Below are 22,708 nucleotides of genomic sequence, written 5' to 3' on the forward strand. Positions count from 1 at the left end.
TCTCCGTTCCCTTACTGTCTCGTCCGCCTGCGTACACGTGCGCAGGTCATCTCGCCGGCCCAGCCATCGCACACATGACGCGGCTGGGAGTCGCGCATGAAACCTGCGACTACCGTGAAGCACTCGGCACTGGGCTGGCTGCGCCGGTTGGGCTGGCAGTACCTGTCGCCGGTCGACCATGCGGCGTACCAGAGCGAAAGTGCCAATGGCATCCTGTTGCCAAGGTTGCGGCAGCGGCTGCAGGCAATACGGTTTGCGGCGCGCGGACAGACCTGGGCCCTGGACGAAAGTGGCATGGCCCAGGTGTTGGCGGCACTGGGCCGGGTGGTGCAACGGCGCGGGGTCCGCGAAGGCAATGACGCGCTGCTTCGGCTGTTGCTGGACGGCATCGACATCGAGCAGCACTTGCCGGACGGCCAACGGGTACACGCCTGTGTACAGGTGATCGACTGGGACCACGTGGAGCGCAACGGCTGGGATGTTGCGGAATCTCCGGGTGGACAGGTAGCCCGCGATGCCGTCGCCCGTGTGGATGCGTTGGCTGGCTACGTCAACGGGCTGCCGCTGCTGGGTGTGCTGTGTGTGGAGCGCGATGGCCAGTGGCGCTGGGGAAGCGACGCGGAGGCGATTGCGTTACTGCAGCGGCAGCGTCCCGGGCCGGCACTTTCTTCTGCACAGGTGCTGATGGCATTGGATCGTCGCGGCGGGCGATACGCCACCCACGGCTCGCCGCCTGAAGACTGGGTGCACTGGCGCGAACAGGGTTGGGCGCCCGCAGGCCTGCAGCAACTGCGCATGGCGCTGCCCACACCGACGGATAACGACCGTGGCAAGGAGCTTGCCGATCTACGCGCCGTACACGCCCCGCTGCTGGCAGGGGTAATGGCACCGGAGCGGGTGCTGGCCCTGCTGCGCGGTTTCATCGATGTCGCCGCCGATGGACGGCGCCGCATCGCGCGCTCGGCGCAGTTTTTTGCGGTGCAGGCGGCACTGGATCAGCTGCGGCGCGTCGATGTGCAGGGGCGACGCTGCGGCGGACAGCTGTGTCTGGCGCCCGGCAGCGGGATGGAGCTGACGCGGCACTGGCTGCTGCACCACCTGCGACGCGATCCCTGGTTGCGTCATTGCCGGCTGCTGCGGGTGCAGTCGCCCGCGTCTCTGTCTGCGGCGATGCGCGACGCGCCGTCGCCGCTGTCGCCGGGACGGCGTCTGGCCGCCTTCCTGGCCGACGGGCGCGGCACCACGCTTCACACTTCCCTGGTGACGCTGCAGGCATGGCTGCGCCGACTCGATGCACAGTACGCTGGCGACGACCTGGTCCTGCTGGTGGACGCCGACCTGCAGCACGGCCATCCCGCCTGGCTGCAACGTGCACACGAGCGCCTGCCGCGCGCGGCGTGGTTGTGGCTGACATCGACGCCGGCCCCCTGCGTGGGCGAAGGCGGACAGGACGCCCCGCTGCTGTATGCCTATCCGCCCGCGCACGGCGTGGCGGACGGTGTACTGGCGCCGGTGTATCAGCAGACGTTGCAGTCTTCGCCGGTAGCCGCCATCGTGCACGATACCCAGCCGGATTCACCAGATACCCGCGTGGCTGCACTGGCTGCGGCGATCTGCCAGCACGTTGCCGACAGCCTCCTGCGCACCGAACGCGACCTGCAGGCACTGCTGCTGGTGGCCAGCAACGAAGACGCGCGGCACTATCAGCGCGCCTTCGTGCGGGAAGGCACGTTGCGCAGTGCGCTCGTACCGGCCACCGCGCGGTGCGTGGCCAGCCGTCGCCATGGTGATCTCGGGCAGATACAGCTGTTGATCGCTGCTGCCGGCGTGGCACTGCCCTCGTTCGATGCGCGTCTGGCGGTGGTGTATCTGGACCGCGAGTTGTCTGGCACTCCGCTGGCGGGCGCCGTGGCCCTGCTCAGCCGCCCACACCAGGACAAGCGCTGCGCGTGGCTGGTGAACCTGCGCGCCTCGGGTTGCCCCCTACCGGGGCCGGACGCGTGGGCACCGGGCCCACGACAAGACCTGGACGCCGCCCTGCCCCGCCACCATCAACGCCTGCGCGCCCTGCTACCGGCCGCAAGCGGCAGCAACTTCCACGCCTGTCGCACGCACCTGGCGCCGCGCTGGGCACTGGACACGCACGGCGAGCCACGTGACCTGCACCGCCAGCGTCGGCGCTGCCTGCACCGACGGGTGACCACGTTCGGCCAGCAGCTCCAGGCCGCGTTGCTCACCGCCGATGATCAGCAGGACATGGCCGAGGGCAGCCAGCGCTGGCGCTACCAGTACGACCTGCACTTCTGTTCATTGTTGCGCGATGCCGTCACCGTGGACGCGCAGGAACAGCCGCTGTATGTGGCCGAGGACGTGCGCATCCGGCACTGGGCGCGCGAGCGGGCACCGCAGGTGCAGGAACCTGCGTGGGAGTACCTCAGCCTGCAGGCCATGGACACGGCGGATGTCCGGCATGAGGCGGACGCGCTGCACAGCCAACTGCGCGTCCAGCTGGACGTCGATACGGTCGCCCCGGAGATGCGACGTCGCACGCACCATCAGCTGCGTGCGCTGCTGGCCCAGCCTGCCACGCCGGCCCGACGCTTGAAGGGCCTGCGGGCGCTGCACGCAACCCTAGACCGTGATGGGTCCGGCGCTGAGTACGCTGCGTCGCCACTGCTGCAAGCCTGCCACGGGCTGCTTACCCGTCATTTGGGCGCTGCCGGTGGCCGGGCGCAGCTGCGGCTGCGGCAGGCGCTGGCCGCGCAGCTTGAAGCGGCGTTGATTGATGTCCGCGTAGCGCACGCGGGCGCCCCGCATCTGATAGCGATGGCGCTGCGCCGACGATTGACGCCCGCCTGGCCGATGCAGCTCACGCCGCAGCAGCGCGACGCCGTGCTGGACGGCCTGCCCGCGCTGATCGGCCGGGCGGCGCTGTTCGCGGCGGTGCCATTGGACTGAGCGCTCGAGGTGGGCTCAGGGCATTACCGGCGGCACGTAGGTCAGGGTCATGCCCAGCAGCCACAGCAGGCCCAGTACCAGCGGGATGTGCACCAGCAGCTGGATGAAGGTGAAGCCGACGATGTCGCGCGCCTTCAGCCCCAGCACGCCCAGCAGCGGCAGCATCCAGAACGGGTTGATCAGGTTGGGCAGCGCCTCGGCGGCGTTGTAGACCTGTACCGCCCAGCCCAGGTGCGCGCGCAGTTCGTTGGCTGCCTGCATCACATAGGGCGCCTCGATGATCCACTTGCCGCCGCCGGAGGGCACGAAGAAGCCCAGCACCGCCGAGTACACGCCCATTACCAGGGCGAAGCTGTCGGTGGTGGCGATATGCACGAACAGGCTGGAGAGCCGATGCGCCAACGTTTCATCGCCGCTGCCCACCGCATGGGTGAGGATCATCGCGATGCCGCCGTACAGCGGGAATTGGATCAGCACGCCTGTGGTGCTGGGCACGGCCTTGGCCACTGCGTTGAGGAAGCTGCGCGGCCGCCAGTGCAGCAGCAGGCCCAGCGAGATGAACAGAAAGTTGTAGGTGTTGAGGTTGGCAATCGCACTTACCAGCGGCTTGCTGGCGAACTCCCCGAACAGCCATCCGAAGGCCAGTAGGGAGAGCAGCACGGTCAACAGCGGGCTGTATTCCAGCCATTCGCCGGGGCGGGTGCGCGGTTGCAGCGGCTGCGGCTCGGCTTGGGCGGCACCGTCGAATTCGCGGGCGGTGCGGGCCGTGGCCGGGCCCGGCGCGGTGAGCCAGGCGATGAGCAGCGAGACCAGGATGAGCGCGGTGGTGAGGGCGATGGACTGCCACAGGAAGATGGTTTCGGTGAAGGGCAACACGCCGGTGATCTCCACCAGCCCCGGCGGCATGCTGGCCGGGTTGGCCTGCAGCTGCGCGGCCGAGGAACTCAGGCCCATCGCCCACACCGCGCCCAAGCCGAGGTAGGCCGAGGCGCCGGCGGCGCGGTAATCCATCTTGAGGTCTTCGCGGCGCGCCAGCGCGCGTACCAGCAGCCCGCCGAACACCAGCGAGAAGCCCCAGCTGAGCAGCGAGGCCAGCATGCTGACCAGGCCCACGTACACCACCGCGCCGCGGCCGGTGCGCGGCACCCGCGCCAGTTGGTCGATGAAGCGCGCCACGACCGGGGCGGTGGCCAATGCGTAGCCACCGATGACCACGAACGCCATCTGCATGGTGAAGGGGATCAGGCTCCAGAAGCCCTCGCCGAAGGCGCTGGCGGTGGCCTGTGGGGTGGCGCCGAAGCCCATGGCGGCACCGGCCACGATGATGACGCCGAGGACGGCGAAGACGTAGGCATCGGGGAACCATTTTTCGGCCCATGCGGCCGAGCGCAGGGCTGCGCGCGCCATGAAGCCGTCCCGAATCGTTGTCGACGTGGCCATTGGCTTTCTCCCGGAGCATTCAATGGGAGGATTCTGTGGGTTGGCGGCGGCGGTGTCAGTCGCCTATTGGTCTTAGGGGGCGGTGTTGGGTACGTGGGAATGGCGCTTGGGCGGCGCCTGAGCAGGGTCGGGAGCCGGCCAGCGGCCGGCACTACCGGTCATGGATCTGCTGGGTTATGGGCTGCCGAGCGTGGCTCGGCACTACCGGGTCAGGGTGCTGCTGGGTTATGGGCTGCCGAGCGTGGCTCGGCACTACCGGGGCATGACCGGTTGGCGTTGGCCTGCCTTCAATGGAACGCCAGGGCGGCGGCGATGCCGGCGAACAGGGTGGCGCCTACCCAGTTGTTGTGCAGGAAGGCCTTGAAGCAGCGGTCGCGTTCGCGCTTCTGGCACAGCATGAACTCGTAGACGATCAGAAGGGCAGCCACGCCCAGTGACAGCCAGTACGCCGCGCCCAGTCCGGCGTGGACGCCGACCAGGGCCATCGTGCCCAGGAACAGTGCGTAGAGGATGCCCTGGATGACCAAGTCCAGATCCCCGAACAGGATCGCGGTGGAGTGCGAGCCCATCTTCAGGTCGTCGTCGCGGTCGACCATGGCATACCAGGTGTCATACGCGGTGGACCACAGGATGTTGGCGCCATACAGCAGCCAGCCGATCACCGGCACCTCGCCCTGCACGGCGGCGAAGGCCATCGGGATGCCCCAGCCGAAGGCCATGCCCAGGTAGACCTGCGGCAGGTGGGTGTAGCGCTTGAGGTAGGGGTAGCTGGCGGCCAGGAAGATGCCGATGAAGCTCAGCCCGATGGTCAGCGCGTTCAGGGTGAGCACCAGGGCGAAGGCGACCAGCATCAGCACCGCGAACAGCACCAGCGCCTCGCGCCCGGACACCCGCCCACTGGCCAGCGGGCGGTCCTTGGTGCGCTTGACGTGCGGGTCCAGCCAGCGGTCGGCGTAATCGTTGATGACGCAGCCGGCCGACCGCGTCAGCCATACCCCGGCGCTGAACACGAACAGGGTCCACAGCGACGGCAGGCCGCCGGTGGCCAGCCACAACGCCCACCAGGTGGGCCACAGCAGCAGCAAGGTGCCGATCGGGCGATCGGCGCGCATCAGTTTCCAGTACTGGCCCCAGCGCGACGGCGCACCGCCGGCGGGGACTTCAAAACGTTCATAAGCCATGCGCAAAGGATACCGCCAAGCCCCGCAGCCGGCGTTGCCGGGGCAGGCGTTTGTGCGGGGGGCAGACCTGCGCGGCGTTTCCCGCTAGAATGCTCCTCCCGCGCCACCAAGGCGTCAGGCGGCCAGCATCGGCGCCCGGGAACGCAGGACACAACGCGCTCGTAGCTCAGCCGGATAGAGTAGTGGCTTCCGAAGCCATTGGTCGGGGGTTCGAATCCCTCCGGGCGCACCATCTCCGCCATTGCATGGCGACCCCAGCCTCCCCGTTTCTCCAAGTCGCCGCCGGCGGCATGGCTGTGCATCCGTGGCACGCGCCGCGTGCGCTGGACGCCCTCCCCTCCCATCATCAACACTGCCGGCATGACTCCACCGGATCTGTTGAACCTGGCGGCGGGTGCCGCGACGCTTGGGCTGGCTGCGTTGAGTGCGGGCATGGGGTGCGGGCTGCAGACGCGTGCGGCCCGGTATATCACCGCGTTCTTCGCCTGCTTTGCGTTGGCCAATCTGTTCGGCACCTTCCTGCTGGGCGGCGATGCGTGGCTGACGGCCGCAGCGGTGCGCTGGCTGCGCGTGATTGAAGTGCCGCTGGTCTACCTGCTGGGACCGTTGCTGTATGGCTATGCGCGTGCAGTGACCCGCCCTGGCCATACGCCCACGCGCGCGCGCCTGCGCTGGCACCTGCTGCCGGCGGGGATGGCCTTCGTCGTCTCGCTGGCCAACGCAGTGGCACCGTTCGATACCGCCGCGGCAGGTGAAACGGTCTTCCTGCTCAGCTTCCATGCGTGGCTGCTGCAGGGCACCCCGTATCTGCTGGCCGCGCTATGGCATGCCTTTCACCCGCACCTGCCGCAGGAACACGACGCGGCGCGCCAGCTCGGCTGGCTGCGCGGCCTGCTGGCGGTGATCGTGGCGTGCTGGATCTCCAGCACGCTCGGACGCTGGGCACCGGCGGCCGATATCCCCGGTTGGCCGTGGCTCGGCGTGGCGCTGAACTGGCTGACCACCGCCGGCATGTACGTGCTGGCCCTGTCCGGTCTGCGCCAGCGCATCCTGATGGCGCGGCCGCCAGCGGCCAGGAACACGGACGCGAGCGACGCAACCGCCACCGGCACCGCCATGGACCCGCGCTACCAGCGCTCCGGGCTGGATGCATCCCATTGCGCGCGGATCGCCGCCGAACTCACCCGTCTGGTGCAGGCCGAGCGGTTGTATGCCGACCCCGACTTCGACCTGCTGCGCCTGAGCCAGCGCAGCGGTTGGCCACCGAACCATGTGTCGCAGGCATTGAATCAGGGCCTGGGGCAGAACTTCTTCGAGTTCGTGAACACCTTCCGCATCGCCAGTGCGACGGCCAGCCTGGCCGATGGCGGCGATGGTCGCAGCGTGTTGGAGATCGCCCTGGCCTCCGGCTTCGGCAGCAAATCGACCTTCAACGCAGTGTTCAAGCGGATGACCGGCCACACCCCGCGCGAGTACCGGCGCCTGCCCGCCACCGACAAGCAGGCCGACAGCTGCCCCTGAAGGTGCGATCCGGCACGATCAGACGAATCGTGCCTTCAGCTCTGCTGTCCTGCGCACTGGCTCGGACAAGGTGGGGTGCGGGATGCGATGCATACGATGGGCATTTGTTGCGTTGATGGCGGCCGGCGCGGTCACGGCACAGGCGCAGGATGCCGAAGCGGCACTGGCGCGTGCCAAGGCCAGCAGCGGGGGCGCGAACTGGGACAGCGTGCAGACGCTGCAGATGGCGGGCACCCGATCGGCCGGCGGCCTGAGCGGTGCCTGGCAGCTCACCCAGGCGCTGGGCAGCGGCCGTTACGTCGAATCCTCGGCGTTGGGTGCGTTCCAACAGGCCCACGGCTTCGATGGCCAGCACGTGTGGCGGCGCGACCCGGGCGGCGAGATCGGGTTGCTCAATGGGGTGGTGCCGCTGCGTCAGGCGCGTACCCAGGCGTGGCTGGCGGCGCGGACGTACTGGCATGTCGGCGGCCTGCCGGCAGGCCATGCCGCCGTGCGCTCGCAGACGCTGGAAGGCCGGCGCTACACCCTCATCGCAGCAACGCCTGACGGTGGTGATCCGCTCGAGCTGTGGTTCGATGCCGGCACCGGCCTGCTTGCCCGCGTGGTGGTTCCGGCCATCAGCGGGTCGACGGTATCGGTGCTGAGCGATTACCGGCAGGTAGACGGCCTGCAGTTGCCGCACCGGATCACCGTCGACGCGATCGACAGCCGCGGCCACAGCGATCCGCGCCTGCGCACTGCGCTGCAGGTGCAGCGTTACGCGATCAACGCACCGCTCGCCGAGGCGGCCTTCGCGCCGCCGCCGATGCCGACCGATGCCTACGTGGACAACCCTGCCGGCATCACCCGGGTGCCCTTCGACCTGGTCAACAACCATATGTATGTCGATGCCGAAGTGGATGGAAAGCCGGCGCGCTTCCTGGTCGATACCGGCGCGGTGAACCTGCTCACGCCCGCCGCGGCCAAGCGCCTGGGCGTAGCCAGCGTGGGAAAGCTGAGCATCAACGGTGCCGGCGACGCGGCCATCGACCTGAGCCTGGCACAAGGGCGCGCGCTGCGCGTCGGTGAGGCGCATCTGCCGCATCCGGTGTTCTACGTCGTTGAGCTGGGCGAGCAGCTGAATTCGATGGGCGTGGCCTACGACGGCTTCATCGGCTATGAGACCTTCCGTCGTTTCGTCACCACCTTCGATTACGCCGCAGGCGTACTGACCTTCGCTGAGCCCGGTCGCTTCCCGCCGCCGGTCGATGCGGTCGTGCTTGCCTTCGAGCAGGACGACCGTGCGCCGGTCCTGTCCGGCGTGCTGGACGGAATCCCGTTGCGGCTGTGGATCGACTCGGGGTCACGCGGTTCGCTCAGCCTGAACAGCCCGTTCGTGCGCCGCCACGGCCTGCTTGAAAAGTACGGTGCCAGCGGCGAAGCCGTGCTCGGCTGGGGCATCGGTGGGCCGGCCCGCGCCCATCCGGCGCGGCTGGGCGTTCTGCACTTGGGCAGCATCGCGGTTGAGGGGCTGGCAGGGGACCTGTCGACGACCGGCAAGGGCGCGTTGGCCACGGCCGATTACGGCGCGATCCTCGGCGGCGCGGTGCTGCGGCGATTTACGGTGGGTCTGGATTACGACCGAAAGCACATGTACCTGACCGCCAATGCCGAAAATGCGGCACCGGAGCCGTTCGACCGCAGCGGGCTGTGGCTGCAGGCCGATGGCGCGGTAGTGCGCGTAGGCGATGTTGCTGCGGGCACCGCCGCCGCGCGGGCAGGGCTGCGCGAGGACGATCGCATCGTGTCCCTGCGCGGTGCGCCGGTGGCCACCCGCAGCCTCGGCGACTGGCGGGTGATGCTGCGGGAACTGCCGGCAGGCGAACGCGTTGCGGTCGGCTATGTTCGCGGTGGAAAGGCGGCGGTGGCAGAGATGGTGCTGGCCGATCGCATTGCGCCGCGCTGGCCTGCGGATTGAGGCGCCGGCCTTTCCCGAGAGCCTCCGGAGCAAGCGATTCGCTCCGGAGTGCCGCGCTCAATACGTCCCGTCAAACGCGAACATCGGCTTGCGCTGCTTCCACAACCCGGCAGTGAAGTCCGGGAATTCCAACGTCTGGAAGCCGTTGGCGATGGACTGCTCCGACAATGGCGTAATCGCGCTCCAGGTGATGGCGTCGTAGATGTCGATCGGCATCGGCGCCTTGGCCTTGAGTGCTTCAACGAAGGCGTGGATGACGAACCAGTCCATGCCGCCGTGGCCGGCGCTGGCGGCGGTGTCGGCGTGCTGCTTCCACAGGGGATGCTCGTACTGGTCCTGGTAGGTCTTGAAGTCCTCCCACTTGTGCGGGGGGCTGCGGCCTTCGATGTGGATGGACTGGTTGACGTCCATCCACAGGCCCTTGGTGCCCTGCACGCGGAAACCCATCGAGTACGGGCGTGGCAGCGAGGTGTCGTGCTGCAGGATGATCGTTTCGCCGTTCTCGCAGGCCAGCGTGGTGGTCACCACGTCGCCCAGCTTGAACGCCACCTTGGTGCTGGGGTGGGTGGTGCCGCCACTCTTGGCCACGGTGTAGTCGTGCAGCCCACGCGCCTTGCTGGCAAACGCGTTGATGTGGGTGAAGCGGTTGCCACGGTTGACGCCGGTGTACATCGCGCACGGGCCGATGCCGTGGCTGGGGTACAGCTCGCCGTTGCGCTTGACCGAGTGCTCGGTGCGCCAGCGCGCTTCGGACCAGCCCTTGGCCCCGAACTCCACGCCGCTGTCATAGGGCTGGTTGGGATCGCCGGAGTTGAACTTCACCCCGCGCAGGTCGTGCTGGTAGCCGGCCTGCAGGTGCACCAGTTCACCGAACAGGCCCTTGCGTACCATCTGCAGCGCGGCCATCACATCGCGGCGGTAGCAGACGTTTTCCAGCAGCATGTACGGGGTGCCGGTGCTCAGCTGGGTCTTGAGCACGTCCCAGTGGTCCTGCAAGGTGATGCCGGCGACCACTTCACAGCCGACCGCGATCTTGGCCTGCATGGCCGCAATGGCCATCGGGGCGTGGTAGTCCCACGGCGTGGCGATGATCACGGCATCGAGGCCGCGCTGTTCGAGCAGGCGCCTCCATGCGTTGACGTCGCGGTCCTGGCCGTAGGTTTTCGGCGTCGGCTTGCCGGCCTTGGCCACTTTTTCCAGGGCGCGACCGAGCATGATCGGTTCGATGTCGCACAGCGCCACCACCTCGACATCGTCGCGGCGCACCAGTTCGGTCAGCAGCACCTGGCCACGCATACCGGTACCGATCAGGCCCAGTCGTACCTTGCGCCCGCGCGCCCAGGCCGGCGTCTGCGGCAGCAGGCTGGTGGCGGCGACGGCCGCGCTGGCGGCGATGAATTCCCTACGTTTCATGGACAGTACCTCGTTTGAAGATCGCGCCGGCGTGCACCGGCGCGATGAAGCATCAGAACTTGTAGCCGACGGTCAGACTGTAACCACGACCGTAGATGGTGGCGTAATCGCTGGAGTCGCCGAGAAAGCTGTTCGGATCGTAGAACGGCAGGCGGTCGAACAGGTTCTTGATGGTGAAGCCGACATTCCAGTGCTCATCCGGGCGCCAGCCCACGCTGAGGTTGGCCGTCCACCACGACGGGGCACCATCGCACTTGCTCTGCTCCAGCGGCAGGTAGCCGGCGGTGCAGGTCTGCGGGTTGTTGTCTTCCTCATCGATCTGCTGCAGCGCCCACTTGGTGCCGCCCACGTAGTTGATGAACATGCTGGTGGTGAACTGCTTGTAGGTCCAGTCGGCGTTGAGCGTGGCACGCAGGCGCGGGTTGTTGTAATAGCCGACCAGGTCGCCGTAGTACCAGCCGCTTTGCGCGTCGGTGTAGGAGCGGTTGCGGTTGGCGATGGTGGCGGCCACACCGATGTTGAGGTTGCCCCAGTCGCCCAGGGTGAAGCGGCTGCGCGCGTCGATGTCGAAGCCGTCGATGAGCGTCTTGCCGCGGTTCTTGTACTGGCCCACCACGCTGGCCACGTTGCCCACGCTGTAGCCGGGCAGCGTGCCGGGGCAGCTGACGCCGCTGGCCGGGTCGGCGCACATCGCCGCCAGCGCGGCCTGGTTGGCACGGTCACTGTCGGTGATCGGCGAGCGCGTTGAGGCGATGATGTCTTCGTCGCGGGTGAAGTCCGGGGCGACGATTTCGTTGCTGCGGTAGATGAACCAGTAGTCGGCCGACACCGACAGCCACTGGGTGGGCTCGTAGACGAAGCCGAGCGTGGTGATCTTGGCCTTCTCCGGCTTCAGGTCCGGGTTGGGCTGGGTCATGCGCGCCACGGTGCGGCTGCAGTCGCTGTTGAGCAGGGTCTTGCCCAAGTCCACATCACCGCCGCGGCCGGATTTCAGCAGCAGGTTGGCAATGGCGTTGGTCTCGTTGCAGCGTACTTCGTCGCGGTAGCCGCCCAGCTGCGCGAACACCCCGCCGTTGCCGGACTCGGCCAGGCTGGGTGCACGGAAGCCGGTGGAGTACGTGCCGCGCAGCATCAGCTGGTCGAACATCTGGTACTTCAGGCCGATCTTCGGGGCTAGGTTGGCGCTGAAGTCGGGGTACTTGTCCACGCGCAGCGCAGCGTCCAGTTCCAGCTTCTCGGTGAGTGGGGCCACGGTTTCGGCAAACAGCGCATAGGTGTTGCGCTTGCCGTCGAACCACGAGCCGCCCTGCTGGGTGATCAGGCCGTTGGCCGCATCCGGGTTGCCGGGGGTGTAGAAGGTTTCGCGGCTGGCGTTGAAGCCGAAGGCCGCACGTACCTCACCGGCGGGCAGGCTGAACAGCGGGCCTTCGATCTTGCCGTCCAGGGTGTGCAGGCGCGTCCACGACTGGATGTCGAAAGTGGGGAAGGCCTCGCGGATCAGCGCGGCGTTGGCTTCGCTGAGCTCGCCGAACGTGTAGGCCGGATGGTCGGAGATGATCACCCGCCCGGTGCCCGGATCGATGCTGTACGGCCCGAAGGCCTTCTCGAAACCGGCCAGGTTGACGTTGGTGGTCTGGTAGGTGACCGAGTGGCTGCCGGCGGTGGCGAACGCGGTTTCCCAGTTCCAGTCACCCACGTCGCCACGCAGGCCGGCCACCACGCGGTAGCTCTGGTCGGTGTTGCGCTGGCCGAAGTGGTTGGCGCCCACGTCCTGCAGCAGGTACTGCAGGCCGACGACGCCGCCCATCAGGGCTTTCAGTTCGGGCGACGCGTGGTTGTATTCGTTGTTCGGGCCCAGGTACGGGTACAGGAACTGGTTGACCGTGGTGCCGGTGTTGCGCGAGAACCAGCTGGTCGGGTTGCCGGTGGTGGTGCCGTAGGCGCGAGGGGTGCCGCCGTTGGCGGTCAGGTCGATGTCGGTATAGGTCGCCTCGGCGAAGGCTTCGGTGCTGTCGCCAATGAGGAAATGCGCGTTGACGTAGGCGGTGTTGCGCTCGGATTTGGCGCCGGCATCGATCTCGTTGTTCATCCACGTCTCCCAGATACAGCGCGGGCCGGCCGCTTCGCTGGTGAGCACGTTGTTGCAGCCTGGCGCGGCTTCCTGCACGCGGCGACCGGTGACCGGGTCGAAGGCGAAGTAGCTGCCGGGGTTGAACTCGCCCGGCTTGCTGCCGGTGCCCAGGCGCAGGTTGGGCAGGTAGTTGGGGTTGTTGACGTAGTACTGGCTGGGGCGCTTGTCGTAGAAATCGCTCAGCGGAATCGCATCACGGCGGTACAGGTTGACCGAGGCGTAGACGTTGTAACGGTCAGCGTCGAGGTCGCCGAAGCCGGCGGTGATGCTGCCCTGGTGTTCGCCGTAGGAGCTGATGCGCGAGGATTTATCGGTGGTGAGGTTGATCTCGGCGCCCTGGTAGGAGCGCTTGGTGATCACGTTGATCACGCCGGCCACCGCATCGGTGCCGTACACCGCCGAGGCGCCGTCGGTGAGCACTTCCATGCGTTCGATGGCCGCGGCCGGGATCGCATCGATGTTGACGAACTGGGTCTGGAAGCCGGCCGGCGCGCCGTAGTACGACAGGCGACGGCCGTTCAGCAGCACCAGCGTGCCCTGCGCGCCGAGGCCACGCAGGTTGGCCTGCGAGGCACCATCGGAGCCGGTGAACAGCGAGCGCGAATCCTGCTGGCCCGGGCGGGCGGCCGGCAGGTTGTCGAGCACCTGCAGCAGGGTGCGCGCGCCCATGTTCTCGATGTCCTGCTTGCTGATCACCTGCACCGGCGAGGCGGTTTCCACGTCGGTGCGGCGGATGTTGGAGCCGGTCACTTCGATGCGCGACAGCTCGGTGGCCTTGGGATCGGGGGTGGCGTCCTGCGCGTTGGCACTGCCGACCACGGCAACGGCCAGGCCGAGTGCGATGGACAAGGGGGTAGCGGTGATGCGGCGATGGCGATGGCGTTCGGTCAACATCTTTGTCTCCTTGTTCGATCCGCAGCGTGGGGCTGGCGGTGGATGGGTGTTTTCGGGCAAACGTCCCCCGTTCCGCGGCCGGCGGGCCGCAGTCGGGAAAACGCAGAGAGCTGTTTTGAAGCGGGCGGTTGAGCGGTTACGGCGACACGATGCTGGCGGTATCGCCCTCCTGTCCGATCAGGGCGGCATTGGCCCAGTTGCCACAGACCTGCGCAGGCGTCTGGCCCTGCGCGCCCAGCGTGCGCAGGCTCAGTCGCTGCAGGCCGCGCACGTCCACTTCCGGTTTGACCACGCCCGGTGCCTTGACCAGGCCGCTGTCGTACAGCAGCCGGCCATCGCCCCAGACCTGGAACTGCATGCCACCGGCGGCGCGGCATTGGTCATCGATGCCGAGGTCGGCGCGCAGCAGGCGCCAGCTACCGCCCAGCTGCAGGTCGATGCGGCTGCTGGCATTCACGCCCAGGCCGCGACGGAAGTGCAGGCCGTTCATGCGCATGTCCGCCGTGCCGCCGAAGGCGTGGTCGGTGGCGACGCTGGCCTGCAACGCGGCCGGCAGTGGCAATGCGGACAGGTACAGCTGCTGCGCCGGCTTTTCAGGCTGCTGGTGTTCCAGCACATGGAAGGTCGACAGCACGATCGGACCCACATCGCGCGGCTGCAGCGCATCCACCGCGCGGGCCACGCTGCCCTGCGCGGCGGTCACCATCGGATCGGACGCGCTGGCGCCGTCGCCTTCCGGGTTCTGCGTGCTCAACACGCGGAAGCGCAGCAGGCGGCCGGCGTGGGCGGGGAAGTCGATCTGCTGCATGCCCTGCTGCAGGGTCAGGCGACCGCGCTTGACCGGTTCGCCCCACTCGCCGTTGCTGTCGGCCAGGTAGATCTCGTAGTCGCGGATCTGCCCGTTCTTCCAGTGCTGGTCGTTGCGCGGGGCCAGTTCGATGCCATCGATCAACTTGCGCTCGCCGAAGCCGACCACCCATTCGTGCGCGCCGGTCTTGACCGCCTGGTTGCGCACCGTGCGGAACCACGTGGCCGTATCGTCGTCGAAGGCCTTTTCCAGTTCGTAGCCCTGTTCTTCGGCCGGGCGGTTGACCACCAGCAGGCTGTCCGACGGCAGCGCGCGGCCCAGCTCGGGCGCAGCCGGGTAGGCGTCATCGGCCACGGCGGCGGCGACCGGTAGCGCCAGTTGCAGGCGCAGCGGCTGGCGGATGTCGCTGGGGGCGGTACGCACGTGCACGGTGCCGCGACGCTCGCTGGCATCGAAGTACCAGCCTTCGCTGGCCGCCTGCCATGCCGCCTTGTCGGCCAGCATCGGCAACGTGCGCTCGCCCAGCGTCACCGCGCTCGGACGCTGGCGGCTGAGCACCCGCAGGCCATAGCGGCGCTGCGCCCGCTGACCGGCGTACTGGCCCTGCACGGCATCGATGCGCACCTGCACCGGGCCACTGCCCTGCGCCGGTGCCTGCACGTGGATCTGCTGGGTGCTGGATTCGCCCTTCTCGTAGCGGCGGGTGGCGCCGTCGTCTTCGTACAGGGTGTAGCTGGCCTCGCCCTGCGGATACAGGTCGAAGGTCACTTCATCGAGGGGCTTTTCACCGTCGTAGAGCATGTCCGGGTACATCGGGATGATCGCCCCGGCGCGCACGAACACCGGGATCGTGGCCAGGTCGACCGGGCGGTCCAGCGAACGTCCGTCGGCACCGGCCTGCAGTTGGCGCCCGTCCCAGTAGTCGATCCAGCGGCCCGGCGGCAGGTGGATGTCGCGGCGCCAGCCACGGCTGGCGGCCTGGCTGCGGTACACCGGGGCGATCAGCAGTTCGCGGCCGAGCAGGAACTGATACTTGTGCGCTTCGGTATACGCCTGCGGGTCCTGCGGGTAGTCCCACATCAGCGCGCGCAGCGGCGGTGCGCCGCTGGTGGCCGCATCGTGCGCCAGCCCGTACATGTACGGGGTCATGCGCATCTTCAGCTTGAGGTAGTCGCGGTTGACGCTGCGGTACGGCTCGTCGAACCACCACGGGTGCTTGCGCGCATTGGCCGACCAGCCGGACATGCCCATCAGCACGGGCGTGAAGCTCTTCCACTGCAGGTCGCGGGTGAAGGTTTCGGCGCTGCCGCCGAAGATCGCATCCACATCGCCACTGGCATAGGCCATGCCGGACAGGCCCGAGCCGATGAGGGTCGGAATGTGCCAGCGGATGTAATCCCAGCTGCTGCTCTGGTCGCCGGTCCAGGCCACCGCGTAGCGCTGGATGCCACCCCAGCCCATCACCGTCCACAGGAACGGACGCGAGTCGGAGTTGTTGAGAATGCCGTTGAACGCGGACTGGTTGGCGTCCATCGCGAACTGGTAACCCTTGCCGGTCCAGGCCACGTCCAGCTTCTGCACGCGGCTGCCGGCGGTGCCCACTTCCCAGGCGATCTTGTCCACGCCGTTCTCGGTCCACAGGCCGGTCTTGAAGCCGTATTTCGCCAAGCCCTGCACCGTTTCCGGGAGTTTTTTATAACCGCAGCCGTACCCGTCGTTGGGCAGGATCCAGCCGCCGGGCATGTCGTGCGCGCGGTACTGCTTGGCCACGCTGTCGACCACGTCCGGGGTGGTGCCGGTGGGGCCATCGCTCCAGCCGTCGGGCACGCTGCCGGGCTTCTTGATGTTGTCGGCGTCGTTGTAGCAGTCGGCATCGCCATAGGAGAACGCCCAACGCGGCAGCAGGCCGGCGCGGCCGGTCAGCGTGGTGTAGCGGTCCAGCAGCGTGTGCAGGCTGGGCCCGACGAAGTAGTACGCATCGAAGCGGTCTTCGCGATGCAGCAGCGTGGCCTGGTCGGCCTGGCGCAGGTCGTAGCTGCCATCGCTCCAGGTGTTGCGCAGCATGCCCCAGCCGCGCGAGCTGAGCAGCATCGGTGCCGGGTTGGGGCGGTCGCCCTCTTCCCAGCCACCGGAGTAGGACACCTCCAGCTCGCGGCCCTTGAACTCGAAGCGGCCGTTCTGCTGGCCACCGCCGTAGAAGTGTTCGTCGGCCTCGCTGGACAGCACCTGCACGCTCTGCTCCTTGTCCAGGTCCAGCGGCTGCAGTTCGCGCCACAGCGCGATGTCGGTGCCCTGCTCGCGGCGGTCCAGCGCCAGCCGCAGCGGCGTGCGCTGGATGTGCAGCACCAGCGCATCGGTGCGGATGCGCACTTCGTTGCCGTCTTCTTCCAGCTGGAAGGCGACCTTGGCCGCCGGCTGCGGCAGCACGATCGGGGCGGCCTTGTCGCCGGCCGGCCGCAGTGTGCCGTTGCGCCCGGCCTGGATGCGCAGCACGTCCGCGCCGAGCAGGTCTACGCGCAGCGCCACGCCGTTGTCGGTGCTCAGCGTCCAGCCAGGGCTGCCGTCCTTGCCGGGGGCGGCGGTGATGCCGCGCAGGTTGCCCAGCGGTTCGGCCATCGCCGGTGCGGCCACCGCCAGCGCGGCCAGCAGTGCGATCGTCAAACCCGTGCGTCGTACCCGGAATTCCACCTTGCCCCCAAGCCCGCGATGAGCGGGTATCTGCAACCAGTGCGGCCGACTCTAGGGCAGGGTCTCGAAAGATGTCAATAAATTGCAAAGAAAAAAGAAGGATATTTCAGTCTAAACGAAAGTTGTTGCGGGGCACCACTTTCTATATGGCGGCTGAATGCGGACTTCGTGTCGCCTGTAACCATGTCGCAGCGCGGCATCTTTGCGATTGGCGCCGTATTGTTCGCGGGAAAATGTGATCGACCCAGCTTTTCTTTATCTTTCGATATTTGACATTTCGAAAGAAAACACAGAAGGTGCGGTCGCCCAACAGGAATTGCGAATGGACGCTTCTCTGCTCACTGATTTGCCCGCGTGGCAGCGCCTCGGCGGCGCCTATACCGCCGAAGAAATCGCCCAGCAGCCGCGCATGTGGACGGCGCTGGCCGACAGCCTGGACAGCGCGCAGGCGAAGATCGATACCTTCCTCGGCCAGGCCCTGCGCCAGCCGGGCCAACTGGTCATCTTCACCGGCGCCGGCAGCTCGGGCTTCATCGCCGAGATGGTGGCCGACCAGATCAACGCGCAGTGGCCGGCCGAAGTGCGCGCCCTGCACACCACCAGCCTGCTGACCCACCCGGCGCTGTACCTGCGCCGCGACCGCCCGACCCTGCTGGTGTCCTTCGGCCGCAGCGGCTCCAGCCCGGAAAGCGTGGCCGTGGTGGAGCTGGTGCGTGCGATGGTGGATGAGGCGCGCTTCCTGGATATCACCTGCAACCCCGACGGCGAACTGGCCCGGCGTGGCCAGGGCCGCAGCGACACGCTGTCGCTGCTGATGCCGGTCGCCAGCTGCGACCGTGCGTTCGCCATGACCAGCAGCCTGAGCTGCATGCTGCTGGCCGCGCTGAGCGTGTTCGACACCGCGCCGTGGCCGCAGCGCCTGCAGCGTCTGCGCACGCTTGCCACGCACGGTGAGCAGGCGCTGGGCGCCTGGGATACCGGCGTGGGTACACTGGCGCAAGCGGCGTATTCGCGGGTGATCTACCTGGGCAGCGGCCCGCTGGAAGCGCTGGCACGCGAGGCAGCGCTGAAAGTGCTCGAACTCACCGGTGGGCGTGTACTGGCGCTGGCCAACACGCCGCTCGGCTTCCGTCATGGTCCCAAGTCCACGCTCGATGGCGACACCCTGGTGGTGATGCTGCGCAGCGCGCAGCCGCTGTCGCGCCGCTACGAGCAGGACCTGCTGGACGAACTGCGCCGCGACCGCATCGCCGCCAAGGTGATCTCGGTGGGCCCCGACGGCGCCGACCGCGTCGAGGGCGACTTCGTCCTGGATGCGCCCGCGCTGGCCGACCCGTGGCTGGCACCGCTGTGGCTGCTGGTGCCGCAGTGCTATGCCCTGCAGCGCTCGGCCGCGCTCGGCATCACGCCGGACAATCCCTTCCCCGACGGCACCGTCAACCGGGTCGTGCAGGGCGTGACCATCCATCCCCATGGCTGAGCAGGCAACGCCCATGCAGTGTTGGTACGGCCTCGATGTGGGTGGCACCAAGATCGAACTGGTCGCCTACGACGGCGACCTGCGCGAGCTGCATCGGCAGCGGGTGGGCACGCCGACACAGGACTACGACGCGTTCCTGCAGGCCATCGCCGGTCTGGTGCACGGCGCGGACGCGGCATTGGGCGGTGCAGGCATTGCCATCGGCATCGGCCTGCCCGGCGTGCGCGACCGCGTCAGCGGCCGCCAACTGAGCGCCAACGTACCGGTGCTGACCGGGCGCCTGGTCGGTGATGACCTGCAGGCGTTGCTGCAACGCCCGCTGCAGTTCGGCAACGACCTGCAGTGCTTCGCGTTGAGCGAGGCCCACGGCGGCGCGGGTGCGGGCTACGCGAGCATGTTCGGCGCGATCCTCGGCACCGGTGCCGGTGGCGGCTTCTGCGTGGGTGGGCGCCTGGTCGCCGGTGCCAACGGCATTGCCGGCGAGTGGGGGCACTGGAGCATTCCGGCCACCCTCCTGCAGCGCCATGCCTTGCCGGTGCTGGCCTGCGCCTGTGGCCTGCGCGGCTGTCTGGAGCGATATGTCTCCGGCAATGGGCTGACGTTGATTTACGAAGGCCGCGGCGGCGAGGCGATGGACGCCACGACCGTGGTGGCCCTGGCCGCCGCCGGCAATCCCCTCGCGGCGCAGGCGCTGGCGGTCCACCGCGATCTGCTCGGTTACAGCTTCGCCAACCTCATCCTGGCCGTCGATCCGCACGTGATCGTGCTCGGCGGCGGGCTGTCCAAGCTGGAGCAGCTCTACCGCGACCTGCCAGCGGCGATCGCCCCGTACCTGTTCCAGGGGGTGCGCGTGCCCCCGATCCTGCCGCCGGCCTTCGGCGATGCCGGTGGCGCACGCGGCGCCGCCCTGCTCGCGCGGCAGCACCACCGGGCCCACTGATCTTCCGTTGTTACTGGAGTTGCCATGTCTGCCATCCAATCGCTGATCGCCGCCCATCGCCAAGGCCACCCCGTCGGGCTGTACAGCGTGTGCTGCAGCAACGCACCGGTGCTGCTGGCGGCGATGCAGGTGGCCCGGCGCTACGACACCCTGCTGCTGATCGAGGCGACCTCCAACCAGGTCGACCAGTTCGGCGGCTATACCGGCATGACCCCGCCGCAGTACCGCGACTACGTGCTGCAGCTGGCACGCGACGCCGGCTTCCCGGCCGAGCGCTTGGTGCTGGGCGGCGATCACCTCGGCCCCAACGCCTGGCAGAAGGGTCCGGCCGAGGCGGCCATGGCCAATGCGCGCGTGCTGATCGCCGCCTACGTGGCCGCCGGCTTCCACAAGATCCACCTGGACTGCAGCATGTCCTGCGCCGATGACCCGGTGCCGCTGCCGGATGCCACCGTCGCGGCGCGCTCGGCCGAGCTGGCGCGCATCGCCGAGCGCACCGCCGCCGAGCACGGCCTGCCGCCGCCGGTGTATGTGATCGGCACCGAGGTGCCAATCCCCGGTGGCGAAGCCTCGCTGGCCGGTGGCCTGCAGGTCACCACGCCCGCCGCTGCGGCGACCACGCTGGCGATCCACCGCGAGGCGTTCGCCGCGCCGGACCTGCTGCCGGCGTGGGAGCGGGTGATCGCGATGGTGGTGCAGCCGGGTGTGGATTTCGACCACAGCAGCGTGCACTACTACGACCCGGCCGCCGCGGCCGAACTGTCGGCGTTTGTCGAGCAGCAGCCGCGCATCGTGTTCGAGGCACACTCCACCGATTACCAGACCGAAGCTGGCCTGCATGCGCTGGTGCGCGATCACTTCGCCATCCTCAAGGTAGGCCCGGCGGCGACCTATGCCTTCCGCGAGGCGGTGTTCGCGCTGGCGATGATCGAGCGCGAACTGCTGCCCGCCGCGCGGTGCTCGAACCTGATCGAGGTGCTGGACCGCTGCATGGTCGACATGCCAGGCAGCTGGCGCAGCTACTACCAGGGCGATGAACACCAACTGCGCCTGCTGCGCGCGTACGCGCTCAGTGACCGCAGCCGCTACTACTGGGGTGAAGCGCCGGTGCAGGCAGCACTGGACACCCTGCTGGCCAACCTGACCGAACACGCGCCGCCGCAGATCCTGCTCAGCCAGTTTCTGCCCACCCAGCAGCTGGCCATCGAACGCGGCGAGCTGCAGGCCGAGCCCCGCGCGCTGATCCAGCACAAGGTGGCCGAGCGCCTTGCCGAGTACGCACGCGCCTGCAATCGCAACCGGGCAGCTGCCGATAACGAAACTTCCCGGGCCACGGAGCTTTCGGAACGGTAAGCTTTGGCTTTCCTTCTGAACGGAATCGTCCCCATGCGGAACACACGGCAGCGCCGCCAACAGATCCTGCAGTTGTTGGTCGACCACGGCAACGTGCAGGTCAGCGATCTCGTCGAGCGCTTTGGCGTGTCGGCGGTGACCATCCGCGCCGACCTGACCCACATCGAGTCGCAGGGCATGGCCACCCGCACCCACGGCGGCGCCACGCTGGTACGCACGCCGCTGCCGGAGCAGGACATCCACGAGAAGGACACGCTCAACCTGCCGGTCAAGGACAGCATCGGCGCGCACGCGGCTGGCCTGGTCAAGGCAGGCGACAACATCATCATCGACTCCGGCTCCACCACGATGACCCTGGCCCGCCACCTGCGCGCGCACCGCGACGTGACGGTGATGACCAACGGCCTGAACATCGCCTGGGAGCTGGCCAACGCACCGGGGGTTGAGCTGCTGCTCACCGGTGGACTGCTGCGCAAGCAGTCGCTGTCGCTGCAGGGCAGCCAGGCCGAGGCCAGCCTCAACACCTACAGCTTCGACACCCTGTTCCTGGGCGTGGATGGCCTGGACCTGCAGTTCGGGCTCACCACCCACCACGAGGCCGAAGCCAGCCTCAACCACCGCATGGTCGAGCGCGCGCGCCGCATCGTGGTGCTGACCGATGCCTCCAAGTTCGGCCGGGTCAGCCTGCACCGTATCGCACAGCTGGACCAGGTCCATACCGTCATCACCGACGCCAGCATCGACGCCGAGTACCTGGAAGGACTGCAGCGGCTGGGCATCGAAGTGATCATCGCCGAGTCCCCGCCTTGACCCAGATCCGCTCCCTGCATGGCCGCCTGCTCACCGCTACCGGTTGGATGCGCGGCGACATCCATTTCGACCAGCGCATCACCGCCATCGACACCGCGCACGAAGACCGGCGCGATGACCACGAGGTACCGCTGATCCTGCCCGGCTTCATCGACCTGCACGTGCATGGCGCGGCCGGCGTGGACATCATGCAGGGTGGCGACGCGGGGCGCACCGTCGCCCGAACGCATGCGCGCCACGGCACCACCGCACTGCTGGGCACCACCATGACCGCGCACGAGGATGACATCGTGCAGGCGCTGGCGGGCCTGGCCGCAGTGATCGCAACGCGCGCGCCCGGGACGGCGCGCATGCTGGGCGTGCATCTGGAAGGCCCCTTCATCAGTGCCGAGCGCCTGGGCGCGCAGCCCCCGCTGGTGGTGGAAGCCACGCTGGACGACGTGCGCCGCCTGCATGCCATCGCCCCGATCAAGGTACTGACGCTGGCCCCGGAGATCGGCCAGCACCTGGCGCTGATTCCCGCGCTGAGCGCCCTGGGCATCCGCGTGCAGCTCGGCCACAGCGCCGGCAGCTACGCCGACGGCGTGGCCGCACTGCAGGCCGGCGCGTCAGGCTTCACCCATCTGTTCAACGGCATGACCGGCGTGGACCACTACCACCCGGGCATCGCCACCGCCGCGCTCGCCCATGCCGAGTACGCCGAGCTGATTCCCGATCTGCAGCACGTGCACCCCGGCGCCATCCGCACCGCGCTGCGCGCGATCCCAAAGCTCTACTGCGTCACCGATGCCACCGCCGCCACCGGCATGCCCGATGGCGAATACGCGCTCGGCGTGCAGCGCGTGCACAAGTGCCTGGGCTGCGTGCGCCTGTCGACCGGCTCGCTGGCCGGCAGCGCGCTGACCATGGACCAGGCACTGCGCAACCTGGTGTCGTTGGGGCTGGATATCGCCGATGCCAGCAACCGGCTGTCGCGCTACCCCGCCGATTACCTGGGCATCGCCGATCGCGGTCGCCTCGCGGTCGGCGCCTGGGCCGACCTGGTCGTGCTCGACCGCGACCTTCAGGTGCGCGGGGTGGTGGTGGAAGGCGACGACATCGCACTCGATTAAGCGTTGAATCCCGCGCCGATGC

At 68.2% G+C, this 22,708-nt stretch carries 13 protein-coding genes and 1 tRNA gene; 9 read left to right on the forward strand and 5 right to left on the reverse strand.

Features of this window, described 5'->3' with window-relative positions:
- Window positions 1-96: 96 nt before the first annotated feature.
- Window positions 97-2,958, forward strand: coding sequence for a type I restriction endonuclease (locus tag NR101_RS08165; RefSeq protein ID WP_256774784.1), 2,862 nt, complete (start codon window positions 97-99; stop codon window positions 2,956-2,958).
- Window positions 2,959-2,973: 15 nt separating this feature from the next.
- Here NR101_RS08165 and NR101_RS08170 read toward each other — a convergent pair whose 3' ends face one another.
- Both NR101_RS08170 and ubiA read right to left on the reverse strand, forming a co-directional pair.
- Window positions 2,974-4,398, reverse strand: coding sequence for a TIGR00366 family protein (locus NR101_RS08170; RefSeq protein WP_256774785.1), 1,425 nt, complete (start codon window positions 4,396-4,398; stop codon window positions 2,974-2,976).
- A gap of 287 nt (window positions 4,399-4,685) precedes the next feature.
- Window positions 4,686-5,579: a 4-hydroxybenzoate octaprenyltransferase gene (gene ubiA / locus NR101_RS08175; protein WP_256774786.1), complete on the reverse strand. Its 894-nt coding sequence runs from the start codon at window positions 5,577-5,579 to the stop codon at window positions 4,686-4,688.
- 155 nt (window positions 5,580-5,734) lie between these two features.
- Here ubiA and NR101_RS08180 point away from each other — a divergent pair.
- From NR101_RS08180 to NR101_RS08190, 3 genes are all read left to right on the forward strand, one after another.
- Window positions 5,735-5,811, forward strand: a tRNA-Arg gene (locus tag NR101_RS08180).
- Between the two features lie 128 nt (window positions 5,812-5,939).
- Window positions 5,940-7,100 carry a helix-turn-helix domain-containing protein gene (locus tag NR101_RS08185; protein WP_256774787.1) on the forward strand — a complete coding sequence of 387 codons (1,161 nt, stop codon included), beginning with the start codon at window positions 5,940-5,942 and terminating at the stop codon, window positions 7,098-7,100.
- A 115-nt stretch (window positions 7,101-7,215) separates the two neighbouring features.
- Entirely contained in the window at window positions 7,216-9,057 is a 1,842-nt protein-coding gene (locus NR101_RS08190) for a pepsin/retropepsin-like aspartic protease family protein (RefSeq protein ID WP_256774788.1), read from the forward strand.
- A 57-nt stretch (window positions 9,058-9,114) separates the two neighbouring features.
- Here the strand turns inward: NR101_RS08190 and NR101_RS08195 are convergent, their stop codons facing one another.
- The 3 genes from NR101_RS08195 to NR101_RS08205 form a co-directional block, all read right to left on the reverse strand.
- Window positions 9,115-10,470: a Gfo/Idh/MocA family oxidoreductase gene (locus NR101_RS08195; protein ID WP_256774789.1), complete on the reverse strand. Its 1,356-nt coding sequence runs from the start codon at window positions 10,468-10,470 to the stop codon at window positions 9,115-9,117.
- A 52-nt stretch (window positions 10,471-10,522) separates the two neighbouring features.
- Window positions 10,523-13,495 carry a TonB-dependent receptor gene (locus NR101_RS08200; RefSeq protein ID WP_256774790.1) on the reverse strand — a complete coding sequence of 991 codons (2,973 nt, stop codon included), beginning with the start codon at window positions 13,493-13,495 and terminating at the stop codon, window positions 10,523-10,525.
- Between the two features lie 136 nt (window positions 13,496-13,631).
- Window positions 13,632-16,991 carry a TIM-barrel domain-containing protein gene (locus NR101_RS08205; protein ID WP_256774791.1) on the reverse strand — a complete coding sequence of 1,120 codons (3,360 nt, stop codon included), beginning with the start codon at window positions 16,989-16,991 and terminating at the stop codon, window positions 13,632-13,634.
- Between the two features lie 322 nt (window positions 16,992-17,313).
- Between NR101_RS08205 and NR101_RS08210 the strand changes: the two genes are divergently transcribed.
- Genes NR101_RS08210 through nagA form a run of 5 tightly spaced genes read left to right on the forward strand, consistent with a single transcriptional unit; the run spans window position 17,314 to window position 22,686 of the window.
- Window positions 17,314-18,471, forward strand: a complete 1,158-nt coding sequence (locus NR101_RS08210; RefSeq protein ID WP_256774792.1) for an SIS domain-containing protein — start codon at window positions 17,314-17,316, stop codon at window positions 18,469-18,471.
- Window positions 18,472-18,484: 13 nt separating this feature from the next.
- Entirely contained in the window at window positions 18,485-19,411 is a 927-nt protein-coding gene (locus tag NR101_RS08215; RefSeq protein ID WP_256774793.1) for an ROK family protein, read from the forward strand.
- A gap of 24 nt (window positions 19,412-19,435) precedes the next feature.
- Window positions 19,436-20,764, forward strand: a complete 1,329-nt coding sequence (locus NR101_RS08220; RefSeq protein ID WP_256774794.1) for a D-tagatose-bisphosphate aldolase, class II, non-catalytic subunit — start codon at window positions 19,436-19,438, stop codon at window positions 20,762-20,764.
- A gap of 33 nt (window positions 20,765-20,797) precedes the next feature.
- The gene (locus NR101_RS08225) at window positions 20,798-21,574 is read left to right on the forward strand and encodes a DeoR family transcriptional regulator (protein WP_256774795.1); all 777 of its coding nucleotides are present in this window, start codon (window positions 20,798-20,800) and stop codon (window positions 21,572-21,574) included.
- Window positions 21,571-22,686: an N-acetylglucosamine-6-phosphate deacetylase gene (gene nagA / locus NR101_RS08230; RefSeq protein ID WP_256774796.1), complete on the forward strand. Its 1,116-nt coding sequence runs from the start codon at window positions 21,571-21,573 to the stop codon at window positions 22,684-22,686. The genes NR101_RS08225 and nagA overlap by 4 nt, the downstream gene beginning before the upstream one ends.
- Window positions 22,687-22,708 lie beyond the last annotated feature (22 nt).

The organism is Stenotrophomonas sp. Ste86 (assembly GCF_024519465.1).
Taxonomy (GTDB): Bacteria; Pseudomonadota; Gammaproteobacteria; order Xanthomonadales; family Xanthomonadaceae; genus Stenotrophomonas.

Excerpts from the sequence above, each read along its gene's own strand:
- NR101_RS08190 (WP_256774788.1), top strand. The coding sequence starts at position 7,216 with ATGGCGGCCGGCGCGGTCACGGCACAGGCGCAGGATGCCGAAGCGGCA.
- NR101_RS08215 (WP_256774793.1), top strand. The coding sequence starts at position 18,485 with ATGCAGTGTTGGTACGGCCTCGATGTGGGTGGCACCAAGATCGAACTG.
- NR101_RS08165 (WP_256774784.1), top strand. The coding sequence starts at position 97 with ATGAAACCTGCGACTACCGTGAAGCACTCGGCACTGGGCTGGCTGCGC.
- NR101_RS08200 (WP_256774790.1), bottom strand. The coding sequence starts at position 13,495 with ATGTTGACCGAACGCCATCGCCATCGCCGCATCACCGCTACCCCCTTG.
- NR101_RS08225 (WP_256774795.1), top strand. The coding sequence starts at position 20,798 with ATGCGGAACACACGGCAGCGCCGCCAACAGATCCTGCAGTTGTTGGTC.
- NR101_RS08185 (WP_256774787.1), top strand. The coding sequence starts at position 5,940 with ATGACTCCACCGGATCTGTTGAACCTGGCGGCGGGTGCCGCGACGCTT.
- NR101_RS08210 (WP_256774792.1), top strand. The coding sequence starts at position 17,314 with ATGGACGCTTCTCTGCTCACTGATTTGCCCGCGTGGCAGCGCCTCGGC.
- ubiA (WP_256774786.1), bottom strand. The coding sequence starts at position 5,579 with ATGGCTTATGAACGTTTTGAAGTCCCCGCCGGCGGTGCGCCGTCGCGC.
- NR101_RS08170 (WP_256774785.1), bottom strand. The coding sequence starts at position 4,398 with ATGGCCACGTCGACAACGATTCGGGACGGCTTCATGGCGCGCGCAGCC.
- NR101_RS08220 (WP_256774794.1), top strand. The coding sequence starts at position 19,436 with ATGTCTGCCATCCAATCGCTGATCGCCGCCCATCGCCAAGGCCACCCC.
- NR101_RS08195 (WP_256774789.1), bottom strand. The coding sequence starts at position 10,470 with ATGAAACGTAGGGAATTCATCGCCGCCAGCGCGGCCGTCGCCGCCACC.